Here is a 16,867-nt window from a genome sequence, read left to right as displayed (position 1 = left end):
CTATTCCTCCTCTAAAAATAAGATTTCTTCGTTTTCAAGTGAGGCAATTCGTGCTAGTGAATAAACTGGAATCCCTGTTTTATTTAATAATTCGCGACCTTGCTGGAAGGATTTTTCAATTACAATCCCAATCCCTGCCACTTTTGCTCCGGCAAGCTCAGCAATTTCAAGTAAGCCAAGAGCCGCTTGACCATTTGCGAGAAAATCATCAATAACTAAAATCGTATCTGCATCCGTTAAAAATTGCTTGGAAACAGAAATATCATTTGATTCTTTTTTCGTATACGAATAAACCGTGCTTGTATACAAATTATCCGTTAACGTCACCGATTTTTTCTTTCTAGCAAAAACAACCGGTACCGAAAGTGCTAGTCCGGCAAAAACTGCAGGCGCAATACCAGAAGATTCGATTGTTACGATTTTCGTAATACCTAGATTTTTAAAACGTTCAGCAAACGCCTTGCCCATTTCTTGCATTAAACCAGGATCAATTTGATGATTTAAAAATGCATCTACTTTTAAAACATTCCCTGGTAAAACTGTACCTTTTTCTTGAATAAACTCTTCCAGTAATTTCAAAGATATTCTCCTTTCAAAATAAAAAAACTGCTTCTCTAAATTTAGAGAAGCAGTATAGAAGCCACCAATTTTCGGAGTGACTTCTTTATACAAACTACTCATAGTCCGGTTATTTACGGTAACCAGGTAGAAACTCGTCGCCCAATCGCAACTATTATATAAGTATTTCGGTTTTAAGTTATGTTGTTTATTATAGCTTTCTAAAGGAGCAGGGTCAAGCTAATTTTTTACTTATTAAACTGATAAACATATGCGTATCTTTTTTCTAGTAAATCTAATAAATAAGTTGGGTTTAATCCTTCTCCTGTTGTATCTGTTAAAATTTCTAGCGGTTTTTTCGTTTTCCCAAATGTATGCACATGCTTGGTTAACCAAGTTTTTAATTCTGTATAATCATCGCTGGCAATGATTGCATCAATATTAGGAATTTCTTTTTGCATTTGATGATAGAACTGCGCTGCGTACATTAAACCTAGTGCGTAAGACGGGAAGTAACCAAAGTCGCCACCAGCCCAGTGAATATCTTGCAATACGCCATTTGTATCATTATCTGGACGAATGCCTAAGTATTCCTCGTATTTGTCGCCCCAAGCTTTTGGTAAATCTTTCACTTCTAGCTCCCCGTTAATAAGTGCTTTTTCAAGCTCATAACGAATCATAATATGAAGTGGATAAGTTAATGTATCAGCTTCAATTCGAATAAGCGAACTTTCAGAGATGTTCACTGCACGATAGAAATCTTCCAATTTCACATGATCAAAAGCCGGTTTTGTTATCGCTTGAAAATCAGCATAATTACTTTTCCAAAATGCTAAACTAGAACCGATAATAATTTCATAAAATAATGATTGTGATTCATGAATGCCCATTGATGCCCCGTTTGCAAGTGGGGTACCTACAAGTGCTGCATCAAAATTTTGTTCGTAAATCGCATGACCGCCTTCATGAATAGTACCAAAAACAGCCATTTTAAAATCATTTTCATTGTAACGAGTCGTAATACGAACATCGCCAGTATTTAAACCAGTCGCAAAAGGATGCACGGTTTCATCTAAACGACCTGCTTCAAAGTCAAAGCCCATTTTATTCAGAATGCGAATGCTAAATTCTTTTTGCTTAGCTTCTGATATTTTGGTGTTTAAAATGGTTCCATCTGGCTTCACGCCTTCGTTTGCGATTTTTTCGCGAATCGCCATAATTCCGTCGCGTACTTTTTCAAATACGGAATCAAGCACTGATACTGTTACGCCTGGCTCATATTGGTCGAGAAGTGTGTCATATTTATTTTCTTCATAACCCCAATACTCAACAAACTTACGCTTCATTTCAAGGATTTTTGTTAGGAACGGTTCAAAAGCTGCAAAATCGTTTTGTTCGCGAGCTGTTGTCCAAGCGGTTTCTGCTTGAGCTACTAGTTTAGTATATTCCGCGTATTCTTTACTTGGGATTTTTTTATTTAAATCATATGTTTTTTGAGATTCTTCTAATGTTTTACGAGTGATTTCGGATAGATTTTCTTTATCAAGGTTAAGTCCAGCAATAAAAGCAGCCATTTCTTCTGATGTTTGCATATTGAAAATCTCTTCAGATAGAACGCCAATAACATCAGAACGGCCTTCCATCCCTTTTGCCGGCGCGCCTGTACGAAGATCCCAATAAACTAATGCGAGTGCTTCTTCTAAAGCTTCCATTTTTTTAATATACGCTAAAAATTCCTCTTCTAATGTTTCTACCAAACTTAACTCCTCCATTCAGTCTTCTTTTTTAGGACGTGGTTTTCTTGGACCCCAGTATTGATATAAATCGGTGCGCAAGTAACCATTATATAATTTCCGTTTTTTCGTCGCTTTTTTGCCATAAACTTCTTCAAAAAGTTCATAAGAGGTAAGGACATACACTGACCATGTTGGCATGCGTTTATAAACAATACCCATTTCACGGTACAGTTGGCGCACTGCTTCCTCGTCTTCTAACCGTTCCCCGTATGGCGGATTCGCAACAACAACTCCGTACTCATCTTCTGTTTGGAAATCAGCCACTTGAAGTTGTCTAAAAGTAATTAAATCGCCAAGACCAGCTTCAACCGCATTTTGTTTCGCGATTTCGATTAAACGAGCATCAATATCGCCACCAATAATGTTTAACGGTTGATCATAATTAGCCAAATCTTCGGCTTCTTGACGCGCATCTTCCCAGATTTGTTTCGGCATCCAGTCCCATGTTTCCGACACGAACTCGCGGTTAAAACCAGGCGCAATATTTTGTCCAATTAGCGCTGCCTCAATTGGAATCGTTCCAGAACCACAAACAGGATCATAAAAAGGTCTATCCGGATGCCAGCTAGTTAGTAACACAAGTGCCGCCGCCATTGTTTCTTTGATTGGCGCACTACCTTGTGCTAAACGATAACCGCGTTTATGTAATCCGGCACCACTTGTATCAATCGTTAACGTTACTTCATCTTTTAAAATGGAAACTTCTAGCTTAAATAAAGCGCCAGTTTCCATCAAACGACCAGAGCGACGATATTTTTCACTGACGCGGTTTACAATTGCTTTTTTCACAATCGCTTGGCAGTCAGGAACACTATAAAGCGTTGATTTAACTGATTTTCCAGCGACAGGAAATTGTGCATCTAGCGGCAAATAATCTTCCCATGGTAGAGCTTTTGTTTTTTCAAAAAGTTCATCAAATGTTGTTGCTTTAAAAACGCCAACCACAATTTTCACCCGGTCAGCTACACGAAGCCAAAGATTCGCTCGAGCAATTGCGGATAAATCTCCTTCAAAATATACTTTACCGTTTTCAACTTTTGGATCATAGCCTAAACGCGCTACTTCTTTCCCAACAATCGCTTCTAAACCAGAAGCCGCAGTTGCCACCAACTGAAATGATTTCATTGTGTCCCATCCTTTAATTAAATTTCTAATGAAAAAAGCTGTTTTAAGAGGAGGAGTTTTGTTTTAAATAGGCATTCAACCAGGTCGAACACCCACCTTAAAACTTGCGCTCCGGCCTTCTAAAACAGCCTTCAATGTTAAATTAAATCCTGTAAATAACGCTCTGTAAGCCATGTTCTGTTCTTTACTACATACAGGGTAATAGTAAAGAGATAACCATCTATCTGCACAAAAATACATTTGCGCCTCGTCCCTTGTTCTTGATTCCTCGGGAAAAGTGCCCCTACCATAAGTTTGAGTTTCTCGCTCGTGGGGTTTACCTCGTTCCACTTCCGAGCATTTCTGCCGGAACTTCGTCACTGTGGCACCTTCAAGGTTATAAGACCATATCCGAAGACTTAGGTCATTCACCTGCCGTCAAACCGGAAATCCGGAATGCCCTGGCTTATTGTTTGACCAGGCACGATCACTACGGGCATCACAGCACCGTGCGAGCATGGACTTTCCTCTGCTTCCATAAGAAAACAGCGATTATCCGAACGTTATTCATTTATTCTTAACTTACTTATACTAGCATACCTATTCGTTATCGTCCAGCTTATTTCCAAAAACGTGTTTTTCTAAATTAGAAAGACGTTTTAGAATATCAAAGTTGGTCGTTCCAGCAGGTTGTGCAGCTGCTTGGAAAGTCGGTGCTGGTTGTGTTGTTGTTCTCACTGGTGCATTATCCAGTTCTTGCACTAGACGAATATTTTCCGCTTGAAGTGCTTCAATTTCCTGTGTAAATGTACTGTAATCTTTAATAACCATGTCTAAAAACTCATCAACATCTTCTGGATTATAACCACGAAGTCCAGTTTTAAATTCTTTTTCCAATATTTCTTTGCCAGTTAAGTGATACTCAAATTGTTCCGAAGTCATGTAACTCCACCTCTATCTCTATTCTTACGTATTTTTTGTTCTAATTATATACTTACCCTTATTTTTCCAAATCTCACACCATTTGTCAATCTATTCGAGTGTTTTTTATAAAATAACCGTTTTCTTCTATATTAAAATGTTTGATTCATATCCTCGACAACATCTTGTAATGCGTAAAAATCAATGCATTCTAAGAAGTAATTAGCTTGTTCTTTTGCTAATTTAGCACGGTCATAAAAAAATTTAGGTGAGCCTTCTTTTTCTAAATCATAAACAAGCAATGCCCCATCTGTATTATCAATAATAAACCCATCTCTAGCTGCAAATTGTGCGGGGCTTTCATAAGGCCGTTTTGTAATAAAAGCGTGATAATCCGCAGCCCCTATTACTTCCTGGGCCCATAACTGATTATTTTCGTTCCAGTTCGCACTTTGTTTTTCAAAAGGTTCCAGTACTGCTAATTTAATAGGATATTCTTCTTTTAACAAAGCGACTACCTCTCCGGCCCAAAGTTCAATCCCTAATTGTCCAGAAATAATAACCCACTCAAGCCCATCTTCTATTAGAGGAATTAAATGGCGTTTTATTGTTTCTTTAATATAAACAGCTTCATCCGCATCCTTTTTAAAAATTCCAAGTTCAAAATTTTTATATCCGGTTACTGCGATGGATTTCACATTGATTCCTCTTTTCTTTTTAAGAAATCTCTCACTCTTGTTAATGTATACTTAGTAGATTGATAATGATCTAAAAAATGTTTATAAAAAGATCTTCCATTAAAAGCACTTACTGCGGTCATCTGAACATTATCACAAGCTTGGCGAAGTTGTAGTTCCCCCAAATAAGGAGGCCGCTCAGTATTAACCCACGGAATGGCAAGTTCTAAAAAATCATCGGCACATCTTTTAGCTTCATCAACAAAAGGTTTCATGTCTTTATAAAAATCAAACGGCTTTTCTTCTTCTCGATTACTTAAATATAGTTCCCAGTTTTTTTCATTCTGAAGAAGTAATTGTTCCGTACGGATTAAAAGTTCCATTGTATCACTCTTTTCTTCACATTTTCAGTTACTTCAAGAATAGCATAGGTAGCAAAATCTTGCCTAAAATTCGATTATTAGCTAAAATATGGTAAAATAGACGAAGGTACGTTCTATTTATAAGATAGTTTCATGCCAGAAAGAGCTATTTTGCATTTAATTGATACTATCATTTTCATTTTTATTTGTTATAATAGATGATAGTCTGAAATTCAGAATAGAAATTTTCTGATAGAGGTGAAAAAAATGGCTATTGGTTATCCCGGCGGCAAGAAGTATACAGCGAGTCATGAAGGACTTCCTTCAAAAAAACGGAAAACTCCTGTAACTTATGGTAAGCGAGGTATGTCTTTAGAAGATGACTTGAATGATACAATTGCGTATTATTTAGCCCACGACATCGCAGTCATCCATAAAAAACCTACCCCTGTCCAAATTGTCAGTGTGGACTATCCAAAAAGAAGTAGTGCCAAAATTAAGGAAGCCTACTTCAAAACACCATCCACAACAGACTACAATGGTGTTTATAAAGGAAAATATGTTGATTTTGAAGCAAAAGAAACGCAAAATACAACTTCCTTTCCACTCAGTAATTTTCATGATCACCAAATGACACATATGGCAAATGTCTTAAAACAAGATGGCATTGTTTTTGTCATTATCGCTTTCCAAAAACTTGGAGAAACGCATTTCATTCCTTTCGAAAAGTTTTATCCGTTTTGGGAACGCATGCAAAGTGGTGGAAGAAAATCAGTCACTATAAGTGAAATACAAGATGTATCAGACCAAGTTCCTTATGGTCTAAATCCAAGGCTTGACTTCTTGCAATCCATAGACAAATTATACTTCTAGTCAAACCTTTTTTAAAGGAGAGAGATTTTTAATGGCAGATAAACCGCAGACAAGATCTCAGTATCGCAAAAAACCAAAGGGTAGCTCTAAAAAAGCCCAACCAAAACGAGGAAAACGTGTAGTAGTTAATATTTTCAAAACGATTTTCTTTGTAGGGTTATTTTTAACTTTCTTTGGTATTGCGGCTGGTGCAACTATTTTTTATGATTATGCAAAAGATGCACCTAAACTGACCGACTCCAAACTGCGTGATCCACTTTCATCCAAGTTACTTGATAAGGATGGCAAGGTTTTCGCAGAAGTTGGAACCGAACGGCGGGAATATATTGAATACAAAGATATACCTGAAACACTTAAAAACGCCATTCTAACAACAGAAGATGCGCGTTTTTACGAACATGATGGGATTGACCCTATCCGTCTTGGCGGGGCTGTTGTAGCCAACGTTACTGACGGCTTTGGTGCAGAAGGTGCTAGTACTTTATCCCAACAAATCATTAAAATGTCTTATTTAGATTATACGAATAAGACACTTGCACGAAAAGCACAAGAAGCATGGTTAGCACTTCAATTAGAAGAAAAATATAGCAAAAACGACATTCTTGAAATTTATGTCAATAAAGTCTATATGTCTGACCGCGTGCACGGTATGCAAACAGCTGCCGAACATTACTTTGGTAAAAATGTAAAAGATCTTACATTAGCCGAAACTGCACTTCTTGCTGGGATGCCTCAAAGTCCTAACAATTACAATCCATACGATCACCCAGAAGCAGCTAAAAAACGTCGTGATCAAGTTTTAACCAACATGTACACGCATGATAAGATTTCTAAAGAAGAAATGACTACAGCACAAAAATCACCAATTACAACTGGACTTCGCTCGAAAAAAGATCGTGAAGACAAAATTTATAAATACGATTCTTACGTAACACAAGTATTGAGTGAAATTCCTAAAGAATATGATGTCTACCGTGACGGCTTAACAATTTATACAGCACTTGATCGTGACGCACAAGAATATACAGAGAAAATGCTAAATACAAACAAAGTTGTTAATTTCACGGATGATGAAATGCAAGCCGGAATTGTTCTTCAAGATACTAAGACCGGTCGTGTCCAAGCAATTGGTGGCGGACGTAATCAAAAAGTAACTCGTGGATATAACTATGCCACTCAAGTAAAACGGTCGGTAGGTTCCACGATGAAACCTATTGCCGATTATGGTCCAGCTTTTGAATATTTAGATTGGTCAACTGCTCATATTTTAGAAGATGAACCTTATACGTATACTGGCGGAACCCCTATTAATAACTGGGACTTCGGGTATAAAGGACCAATTTCCGTACGACAAGCGCTTTATGATTCAAGAAACATTCCAGCACTTAAAACATTACAAGCAGTTGGACTTGATAAATCCGAGCAGTTTGTTAATAAACTTGGTATCACCTATGATAAAGGACAAAATGTAGAATCCAATGCTATCGGTGCAAACAGTTCTAATCCAATGCAAATGGCTGGAGCTTATGCTGCCTTTGGTAATAAAGGGATTTACAATAAACCTCATACAGTAACAAAAATCGTCTTATCTGACGGACAAACTGAAATCGATACAGAACCAAGTAGCACAGTAGCAATGAAAGAATCTACTGCTTATATGGTTTCTGATGTTCTAAAAGATGTACTTTCTGTCGGAACAGGTACGACAGCAGCTGTACCAGGAGTTCCTGCCGCTGGTAAAACAGGTACAACAAATATTCCACCTGAATTCACTTCGAAGTACTACTACCCTAGTGGTGCTGCCCGTGATTCATGGTTTGCTGGCTATACAACCAATTATTCTATCGCCGTCTGGACAGGCTATGACGATAAGAAAAAATATGTATCAGCGAGTGAACAAAAGATTGCACAACGCATGTTTAGTAAACTTATGGCTCATGTATCTGCCAATAAAACAACAGCAGATTTCAAAATGCCAAGCAACGTTGTATCCGTTCCAATTTTAAAAGGTAGCAACCCAATCGCTCGTGCCGCAGAAGGTACGGCAAGCGATAAAGTAAGCTACGAATTATTCTTGTCAGGTACGGCACCAACTAAAACCGCTTCGACACCAGAAGATGAGAAGAAAAAAGCCGAAGAAGAAGCGAAGAAAAAAGCCGAAGAAGAAGCGAAGAAAAAAGCCGAAGAAGATAAGAAGAAAACAGAAGAAGAGAAAAAGAAAGAAGAAGAAGCGAAGAAAAAAGCAGAGGAAGAGGCTAAGAAAAAGGCTGAAGAAGAAGCCAAAAATCTTACTGCCCCTGCCGGCCTAAGAGCAAATTATGATGCTAATTCTAAACAGGTTAATGTTTCTTGGTCTCCGGTAAATGGCGCAACCTATGAAGTAAATGTCAATGGTTCAACCACAACCGTCTCTTCCACTTCTGTATCTGTAAGTGGTGGTAACCCTGGCGATACTGTATCAATAAATGTCGTCGCCGTAAAAGACGGCAAGCGAAGTCCTGCCGCCTCCACTACAGTTAGAATTCCAGATAGTTAATTGAATAACAAAAAGCGAGGAAGAGTAATCTCTTCCTCGCTTTTTATTATCTTTTAGCAATTAATTTCCGCTGTTCTAATACTAATTCATTTAACTGACGAAATCCTAAGAAAGTATTACCGCGTTTTAACACGTATTCTAGTCGTTCCTCCAAATTCAGTGGCTTCGTTTCAAGCGTTTTAATTTGCTCTGTTAAATTATCTAATTGAACTGGCCGATGATTACTCCAAAACAGAATAGATAGAAAAATACCAAGCGCATCTCTTACAATAACCGGAGATGGTTTTTGATGCACTTTTAAATCAGCTTCCATACTTTCTGCTAAATTAGTCATATGTTTTGCTAATTTACGGCAAGCTCGGTCCGTTTCATTTTTCCAAGGGATGACTCCTTCTCCTTTTGTGAAAAATTGTTGTTCTTGCCAAAATGGTAAGCCACTTACGTAAATTGATTCAGGATCATATTCTTCTGCAATTACATCTGGCGCTGGAAAGTCTGGATGGGTTAATTCTACTGCATATTTAAATTCAGCCATCAAATCCCCTCACTTTCGCTTGTTTTTTTCCTTCTCTACATAAATAAAGTAAAGGGCATGTCGGACATTCTGGGTTTCTTGCTTTACAATGGTATCTTCCGAAAAAAATCATGTAATGGTGCGCATCCGACCATAGTTCTTTTGGAAGTTTTCGTTTAAGTGTTTCTTCTACTTCTACAACAGAATCTTTCCATCTACAAATACCAAGACGCTTACTAATTCGCTCTACATGCGTATCAACTGCGATTGCTGGGATACCGAAGCCAACTGATAAAACAACATTGGCTGTTTTTCTACCCACACCTGGTAAGCTTTCTAGTTCCGCATGTGTCCGAGGAACTTCTCCGTTAAATTCAGCGAGAATTTTTGCAGATAAGCCTTGAATATTTTTTGCTTTATTTCGGTATAAACCTATCGAACGAATATCATCCATTAATTCTTCTAAGGGTACAGCTAAATAATCTTCTGGTCGGTGATATTTTTCAAAAAGTGAAGCTGTCACTCGATTGACTAAAACATCTGTACACTGGGCGGATAATACAACTGCAACCAGTAACTCAAACGTATTTTTATGGATTAGTTCGCAATGTGCTGCTGGAAACATTTTCGCCATTTCTTCTATGCATAATACGGTTTGTTTATTTGATAACAATTTGTTTACGTCACCCTTTTCTTTTTTCGAGCCAGTCGTATAATGGAATCGACCCTGCGCTTTTTTTGACTTCGCTTTGATTAATCGTTTGGCTAGTTCGGCCGTTTTGATGAAATTCTTCTGCTACTCGTTTGGCATCGTCTATTGTCTTAACGCCTTGTTTCGACCAATTAAGTAATATCCTATCAATATAGCGGAAATTTAGTTTTTGTGAAATAACTGCTTCTTTAAGAGCCTCCTTGATTAAATCAGGGCTTGTTCTATCTTGGTCAACCCATGCAGATAACATTTCTGCTTCCATTGGTGAAAGTGGTCTGCCGAATTCCGCTTCGAATAAACTGTACAAATTCGTTTGTTGCTCCACTTCCTGATCTTGTCTATTATCCGCTTCGATATTTTCGTAAAATGCGACTAATTTGCCCCAAAGCGGTTCTAAATTATATTGTTCAGAAATCATTAGTGAATTATCTTTACTTTGTTCAATAGCAACCACGCCTTTTTTAAGCAGTGAATCCATTGTTTTAATAGTATCTTCCAGTCGAAGTGTTGTTCTATCTGTTAACATCTCCATCGAAGGAAAAAATTCTGCTTCTGCTGCAAATGATTGTATTTGAAGTAAAAGTACTAATTCATTTTCATTTAGGCCAATTGCTGCATAGTTTTTTACTAATACTTGCGGCAAAGTTACTTGCCCTTCAGCCATCCATTTCCCAAGCATTTTATGATCCATTTTAAACACCTCACTCCAAAATTATAACATGGTTTTCAAGGGAAAAATATAAAAGTAATGAGAAAATCACTAAATCAATTGGAAAAGCTGTTTTTTACTCGGTAGAAATAAAAAAGTGAAGCCAATAGATGGCTTCACTTTTTCTTAAGGATATAAACGGTTAAGTAAACGTGGGAATGGAATTGTTTCGCGAACATGTTCTGTTCCGGAAATCCAAGCTACCGTACGTTCTAAACCAAGTCCAAAACCAGAATGTGGTACAGAACCGTAACGAGCTAAATCAAGATACCAGCTATATGCTTCTTGGTCTAAATCGAAATCTTCCATTCTAGCTTGTAGTGTCTCTAAATCATGAATACGTTCAGATCCACCAATAATTTCTCCGTATCCTTCTGGAGCAATCATATCGGCACATAAAACAACTTGATCGTTTTCTGGATCTTCTGGCATATAAAATGGTTTAATTGCTTTTGGATAATGTGTAATAAACACTGGTTTTTCGAAGCTATCCGCAATCGCTGTTTCATGCGGTGCCCCGAAATCATCTCCCCAAACAATGTCATCAAAGCCTAATTCGTGTAAACGTTCAATTGCTTCTGTATAAGTAATACGCGGGAACGGTGCAACCATTTTTTCCAAATGACTAACATCACGTCCAAGGCGATCCAGTTCCAAGCGACAGTTATCAAGTACTGCTTTTACTAGGAAAGCCACATAGTTTTCTTGAACTTGTAAGCTATCTTCTAACTTGTAAAACGCCATTTCTGGTTCAATCATCCAGAATTCAATTAAATGACGACGTGTTTTTGATTTTTCAGCACGGAAAGTCGGGCCGAATGAGAATACTTTTCCGAAAGCCATTGCTGCTGCTTCCATATATAATTGTCCACTTTGAGAAAGAAAGGCATCTTCATCAAAATATTTCGTATGGAATAGTTCGGTTGTTCCTTCTGGTGCACTACCAGTTAAGATAGGTGGATCAATTTTTAGGAATCCTTCTTTATTGAAAAATTCATAACTAGCGCGGATAATTTCATTACGGATTTTCATGATAGCGTGTTGACGATTAGAACGTAACCATAAATGACGGTGATCCATTAAAAATTCCGTGCCGTGTTCTTTCGGTGTAATTGGATAGTCATGCGATTCGCTAATTACTTCTACGCCAGATACAGCCATTTCATAACCAAATGGGGAACGTGTATCTTCATTAATTGTACCTGTTACAAATAAGCTTGTTTCTTGTGTTAAAGCTTTGGCAGTGGCAAACATATCGTCGCCAACTTCTGCTTTTACGACAACGCCTTGCATAAATCCTGTTCCATCACGTAATTGTAAGAAAGCAATTTTCCCACTTGAACGCTTATTCGCAAGCCATGCTCCAATAGTTACTTCTTTTCCGACAAATTCGGATGCTTGATTGATTGTAATTTTCACTTGTCTACACTCCCTATTTCATAAAACTTTTGATTCGATTTATAGCTTCTTGGAATAAGTCTGGATTTGTTGCATAAGAAAGGCGTATATAATCGGGCATTCCGAATCCTGAGCCTGGAATGACTGCGACTTTCGCTTCTTCTAAAAGAGCTGCTACAAAGGCATCTACATCCTGAAAACCTTTTTTTTGTGCCGCTTCTTTTACTTCAATAAAGAAATAAAAAGCGCCATCTGGTTTTTTTGGTTTAAATCCTGGAATGCTACTTAGTTCTGGATAAAAGCGTTCCATTCGTTCTTCAAAAGCTTTGTACATTTTTTCTGGAACTTCTTGGCTGCCAACATAAGCTTCTAGCGCCGCATACTGAGCATTTGCAGTTGGGTTACTTGTTAAATGGTCCGCAAGTTTACTCATCCCAGCGATAATTTCTTTATTTGCAGCTGCGTAACCAATCCGCCATCCAGTCATGGAATAAGCTTTGGATACACCATTAATTACGATAGTTAAATCATATAAACGGTCACTCAAGCTAGCGATAGAAACTAAATCCGTTTTGTTTCCGTAGTATAATTTCTCATAGATTTCATCAGATAAAATGTAAATCTGATGTTTTTCAGCAACTGCGCCAATTGCAGCTAGTTCGTCTTTTGTATAACACATGCCAGACGGATTGTTGGGCGAATTCAACACAATTGCTTTTGTTTTTTCAGTGATAGCTTGTTCAAAATCAGTTGCTGATATTTTGAAATCTGCATCAAAGCCAGTTTCGACAAATATCGGAACTCCGCCAGCTAATTTTACTTGTTCTGGATAAGTAACCCAGTATGGAACGGGAATAATGACTTCATCGCCAGGATCCAAAATCGTTTGAAACGCAGAATATAATACATGTTTTGCCCCTGTACCTACAAAAATCTGATTGGTTTCATAGGTTAATGACTGGTCTTTTTTGAGCTTATCCACAATTGCTTGTTTAAGTTCGAGTATTCCGCTTGAAGGAGTATATTTCGTGAATCCCTTATTCATGGACTCGATAGCTGCATCGATAATATTTTGCGGGGTATTAAAATCTGGTTCCCCAGCACCTAATCCGATAACATCAATTCCTTCTTGTTTCATTTGTTTTGCTTTTGCCGTAATCGCGAGTGTTGGCGACGGGGCAACTCCTTTGACACGTTTTGACAACGGTAAGTCCATTTTATTCCCTCCTCCAGTTTAATTACAAATTCTCAATTTCTCTGTACCATTCACCTGTTTCAAAGTTAATGTCAAAGTAATTTAGCTTGTCGTTTTTGTCTAGATACGCTACTTCCCAAATAGGTGTTTCTTTTTCCATGCCTAAAGTGACATGCAAAATTTTTGCTGGATTCTTTTCTTTTACTACTTTGTCGCGTGCTTGACTTTCTGTAATACCATCAGATGCGAATTTAACATATACTTTGTCGGATTTTTTCTTTGGAACCCAGACAATGATTTTCTTATCTTTACTGTTTTTGCCAGTTAAGACATAATAAACTTCTTTCGGACCATTGTATAAATAAAATTTATCTGTGGTCTTTAAATCAACTTGGCCACTTATTCGGTCTAAAGCTTCTGTTTCTGCGTTGGTTACTGGTTTTTCTGCCTGTCTAAAGTACAGAAAAGCCGCCACGATAAGCACAATAATTATGCCGAGAATAATCGCTATCCATTTGCCAATCTTACGGTTAGGTTTTCTATTTCGCAAAATAATCTCGCTCATTTCTATTTCTAAATTACCGGAAAATTGCCCGGCGATATGCATTTTCATTTTCGCATAGATACATTATAGCAATAGCAGCCATAGATTTGAAGTCATATTAGGAAAAATTTAACCTTCCTTAAAGAATTCACTAACTTCTTCCAGTAAATCAGCTTGATTTCCTTTTAAAATTGGTGCACTAGGAATAGACTCCAAAAAGGTTTTTCCAAATCTCGTAGTATCGACCCGATTATCAAACACAAAAACAATGCCGCGGTCCGATTCGCGTCTAATTAACCTACCAAACCCTTGTTTAAAACGCAAAACGGCTTCTGGTAAGGAATAGGTTTGAAATGCATTTTCACCGCGCTCTTTTCGAAGAGCAATTTGCGCTTTCGTGTAGGGATCATCCATCGGCGCAAACGGAAGCCTAACAATCACAAGACATGATAAATCTTCTCCTGGAATGTCAATCCCTTCCCAAAAACTCGTTGTCCCAAGTAAAATTGCTTTATCAAACATTTGGAACTGTTTGGTTAAACGTGCGGCGCTTCCCGCTGAAACCCCTTGCGCGAGAACCACATATTCTTCTAATGATTTTTCATTTTTCATATGATAATACGTTTTTTGCAACATTTCTGAGGCTGTAAAAAGAACTAACATCCGCCCGTTTGTTTTCACAGCTATATGACGAATATATTTAGCTAGTTCCGCCGTATAACGTTCAATGGGTGTATCTTTAATTGGCGGCATATCATCAGGTATCATCACACGCGCATTTTCTTTATAATCAAAAGGCGATGGAATACGTTTTTCAACTAGCTGTTCCTTTTCTAAGCCAAGACTTTTTCGCAAATAGTCAAATTTTCCATTTACAGTAAGGGTTGCTGAAGTCATAATGACACTTTCTTTTTTAGCAAAAAATTCTTTGCCAAGCGTTGGTTCGACTTCCATAAGTACCGCTTTCAGACGAATACTAGAGATAGAATGGTTTTTATCTGCTTGCAAATAGATAGTTAGAATAGGTGATTTTTTATGAAGCATTTGCTCTAGTTGTTTAACAATATTTTTCCAATCAAGTAAAAAGGCATACATTTCTTCTAAAAAAGCGCTCTCGGCTTCACCTAGTTCATTTTCTTCTCGTTTACCTTGCGCGAGTAAAGTTTCCATATTTTTTTCAGATTCTTGAAGTAAGCGAAGTACTTTTTCAGCAGCATAATATATCGCGTCATTCCAAGCGTCTTTTTCACTATTTTCAACTAAAACAACTTCTTGTAAGTTTTTACGTGCGTAATTCAGTTGCATTTTTAGGAGGGTAAAAAATTCTTCTACTGCCTCGCCTAACTTCATCGCAGCAATATCTAAGTCATATAAACTATCCGCCTCTGGAAAAGCCATTGCTAGCCTTGTGAGTAACGAATATTTTTCTAGGGAACCAAGCTGATTTAAAAAATATTTTAGTTTACGATAGGAAAGAATAAAACTACCTTGTGTCCTAGCGCTGTCAGCAAAATGGTGGGCCTCATCAATGACCAGAAACGCATACTTCGGCAATGTCTGTCTTCCAGAAAAATGGTCGCTCAAAAGAAGCGCGTGATTCACAATAACTAAATCAGCATTTCTCGCCTGTTCGATGTTGAATTTATAAAAATCATGTGCCAACCACGGATCATGTTTTTCAGATAAAAACCACCCAGTATGCTTCATGCGGTTCCAAAATAGCTCACCGCCACTCGATAAATTGACTTCATCAATATCACCGGTTGTGGTTTCAGTTAGCCAAACGAGTAGTTTTAGTTTAGTTACAACGACATCGTATTGCGGGTCGACTTCTTGAAGCAATTGTTCGAATTTAAATAAGTTCAAATAGTGATCCCGACCTTTAAGTAAACTCGCTTTTACTTCAAAACCAGTTAGTTTCGTTAAAAGTGGTACATCTTTTTCGAATAATTGTGCTTGAAGTAGATTCGTATATGTACTTATTACAACAGGTAATTCAGCTTGTTTAGCTTGATAAATAGCTGGTAAAAAATAGCCCAATGACTTCCCAATACCTGTTCCTGCCTCAATTAGAGCATGTTTTCCTGATTTCATAGCTTGGAAAACTAGATTCATCATTTCAAACTGACCACTTCTTGCATAAAGTGGGGCTCCTGCTTTTTTAAATAACGCCATTTTCGCTTCATCAGTCTCAGGAAATTCAAGCAAATCTGCTCGACTATAGGTTGGTTTTTTGACCTCTTTTTTTCGAATTACTAGACCACGGTGTTCGGTAAAAGCTGGATCAAGTGGTTTATTTTCTCGTTCTTTTTTCATTTCTATTTCAAATAAAAGCTCTGGTAAGTAACTTTTTAGGCTCCCTGAAATAGTTGCCATTTGCCGAATAATCGGAAGTGGTAAATTTTCGAGTTTATCTAATAACAATAAAAGTAAATCTGCGGTTACTTCCGCATCACTATCTGCGCGGTGTGGTTTGTCATGCCCTAGACCAAATTCATCTGATAAGTCTTGTAATTTATAGCTATCAATCCCAGGATACATAATACGCGCAAGTTCAACAGTATCTAGCTTTTTCATTTTGCCTAATGAAATTCCAGCACGTGTCATTTCTCGTTCTAAAAAAGTCCAATCAAACGAGACATTATGGGCTACGAAAATAGTATCTTCTAACAGGCTAGCAATAATTGGCGCCACATCTTCAAATAGTGGAGCATTCTTCACATCTTTTGGAGAAATCCCCGTTAACTCTTGAATAAAAGCAGGAATTGGCTTTTCTGGATTTAAAAAAGTGGAGTATGTTTCCAGGCGTTTTCCAGATTCAACAAAACATGCAGCGAACTGAATAATGCGGTCTTCTCGTGAAGCTTGGTTTCCTGTTGTTTCTAAATCAACGACAATATAACGCTTCTTTTTCATTTGCTCCACCTCTTTCCTTCACTGCTTTTATTCAAAAATAACGTTTCAAACA

14 protein-coding genes, 1 other RNA gene, 1 pseudogene and 1 riboswitch are annotated in these 16,867 nt (G+C 37.6%); of the genes and pseudogenes, 2 read left to right on the top strand and 14 right to left on the bottom strand.

What is annotated here, in order from left to right:
• The 7 genes from AC4PG0_RS09350 to AC4PG0_RS09320 all read right to left on the bottom strand — a co-directional run bounded on the left by AC4PG0_RS09350 (window position 1) and on the right by AC4PG0_RS09320 (window position 5,439).
• Window positions 1–579 (bottom strand): xanthine phosphoribosyltransferase, encoded by a 579-nt coding sequence (locus AC4PG0_RS09350; protein ID WP_033532912.1) that lies wholly within the window; start codon window positions 577–579, stop codon window positions 1–3.
• Between the two features lie 81 nt (window positions 580–660).
• Window positions 661–761: riboswitch (purine riboswitch) on the bottom strand.
• Window positions 762–806: 45 nt separating this feature from the next.
• Window positions 807–2,315: a carboxypeptidase M32 gene (locus AC4PG0_RS09345; protein ID WP_010991699.1), complete on the bottom strand. Its 1,509-nt coding sequence runs from the start codon at window positions 2,313–2,315 to the stop codon at window positions 807–809.
• Between the two features lie 15 nt (window positions 2,316–2,330).
• A complete protein-coding gene (locus AC4PG0_RS09340; protein ID WP_003769383.1) occupies window positions 2,331–3,479 on the bottom strand; it encodes a THUMP domain-containing class I SAM-dependent RNA methyltransferase in 1,149 nt (382 codons plus the stop codon).
• Window positions 3,480–3,640: 161 nt separating this feature from the next.
• Window positions 3,641–4,022: RNase P RNA component class B (gene rnpB / locus AC4PG0_RS09335), an RNA gene on the bottom strand.
• Window positions 4,023–4,058: 36 nt separating this feature from the next.
• Window positions 4,059–4,400 carry a cell division regulator GpsB gene (gene gpsB / locus AC4PG0_RS09330; RefSeq protein ID WP_003763055.1) on the bottom strand — a complete coding sequence of 114 codons (342 nt, stop codon included), beginning with the start codon at window positions 4,398–4,400 and terminating at the stop codon, window positions 4,059–4,061.
• Between the two features lie 131 nt (window positions 4,401–4,531).
• Window positions 4,532–5,077, bottom strand: a complete 546-nt coding sequence (locus AC4PG0_RS09325) for an SLOG family protein (RefSeq protein ID WP_003763057.1) — start codon at window positions 5,075–5,077, stop codon at window positions 4,532–4,534.
• On the bottom strand, window positions 5,074–5,439 hold the full coding sequence (locus AC4PG0_RS09320; protein ID WP_003763059.1) for a YppE family protein: 366 nt from the start codon (window positions 5,437–5,439) through the stop codon (window positions 5,074–5,076). The genes AC4PG0_RS09325 and AC4PG0_RS09320 overlap by 4 nt, the downstream gene beginning before the upstream one ends.
• 246 nt (window positions 5,440–5,685) lie before the next feature.
• On the opposite strand from AC4PG0_RS09320, the gene recU reads away from it, so the two are divergent.
• Both recU and AC4PG0_RS09310 read left to right on the top strand, forming a co-directional pair.
• The gene (gene recU, locus AC4PG0_RS09315) at window positions 5,686–6,291 is read left to right on the top strand and encodes a Holliday junction resolvase RecU (protein WP_003769387.1); all 606 of its coding nucleotides are present in this window, start codon (window positions 5,686–5,688) and stop codon (window positions 6,289–6,291) included.
• A 31-nt stretch (window positions 6,292–6,322) separates the two neighbouring features.
• Window positions 6,323–8,827: a penicillin-binding protein 1A gene (locus tag AC4PG0_RS09310; protein WP_492167642.1), complete on the top strand. Its 2,505-nt coding sequence runs from the start codon at window positions 6,323–6,325 to the stop codon at window positions 8,825–8,827.
• Window positions 8,828–8,873: 46 nt separating this feature from the next.
• Here the strand turns inward: AC4PG0_RS09310 and AC4PG0_RS09305 are convergent, their stop codons facing one another.
• From AC4PG0_RS09305 to dinG, 7 genes and pseudogenes are all read right to left on the bottom strand, one after another.
• Window positions 8,874–9,362 (bottom strand): YpoC family protein, encoded by a 489-nt coding sequence (locus AC4PG0_RS09305; protein ID WP_003769392.1) that lies wholly within the window; start codon window positions 9,360–9,362, stop codon window positions 8,874–8,876.
• Entirely contained in the window at window positions 9,355–10,014 is a 660-nt protein-coding gene (nth, locus tag AC4PG0_RS09300; protein WP_003767529.1) for an endonuclease III, read from the bottom strand. The genes AC4PG0_RS09305 and nth overlap by 8 nt, the downstream gene beginning before the upstream one ends.
• Window positions 10,015–10,024: 10 nt before the next feature.
• On the bottom strand, window positions 10,025–10,744 hold the full coding sequence (locus AC4PG0_RS09295; RefSeq protein ID WP_003769396.1) for a DnaD domain-containing protein: 720 nt from the start codon (window positions 10,742–10,744) through the stop codon (window positions 10,025–10,027).
• 144 nt (window positions 10,745–10,888) lie between these two features.
• Window positions 10,889–12,181, bottom strand: coding sequence for an asparagine--tRNA ligase (gene asnS / locus AC4PG0_RS09290; RefSeq protein ID WP_003763069.1), 1,293 nt, complete (start codon window positions 12,179–12,181; stop codon window positions 10,889–10,891).
• 13 nt (window positions 12,182–12,194) lie between these two features.
• Window positions 12,195–13,376: a pyridoxal phosphate-dependent aminotransferase gene (locus AC4PG0_RS09285; RefSeq protein ID WP_492167641.1), complete on the bottom strand. Its 1,182-nt coding sequence runs from the start codon at window positions 13,374–13,376 to the stop codon at window positions 12,195–12,197.
• Window positions 13,377–13,398: 22 nt separating this feature from the next.
• A pseudogene (locus AC4PG0_RS09280) lies at window positions 13,399–13,984 on the bottom strand (cell wall elongation regulator TseB-like domain-containing protein).
• 44 nt (window positions 13,985–14,028) lie between these two features.
• A complete protein-coding gene (gene dinG / locus AC4PG0_RS09275) occupies window positions 14,029–16,815 on the bottom strand; it encodes an ATP-dependent DNA helicase DinG (RefSeq protein ID WP_003769401.1) in 2,787 nt (928 codons plus the stop codon).
• Window positions 16,816–16,867 lie beyond the last annotated feature (52 nt).

The sequence above is a fragment of the Listeria sp. MAN/IMW/UF464 genome, assembly GCF_058683955.1.
Note: the sequence above shows the minus strand (reverse complement) of the source record. Positions and strands in the feature narration are given on the sequence as shown.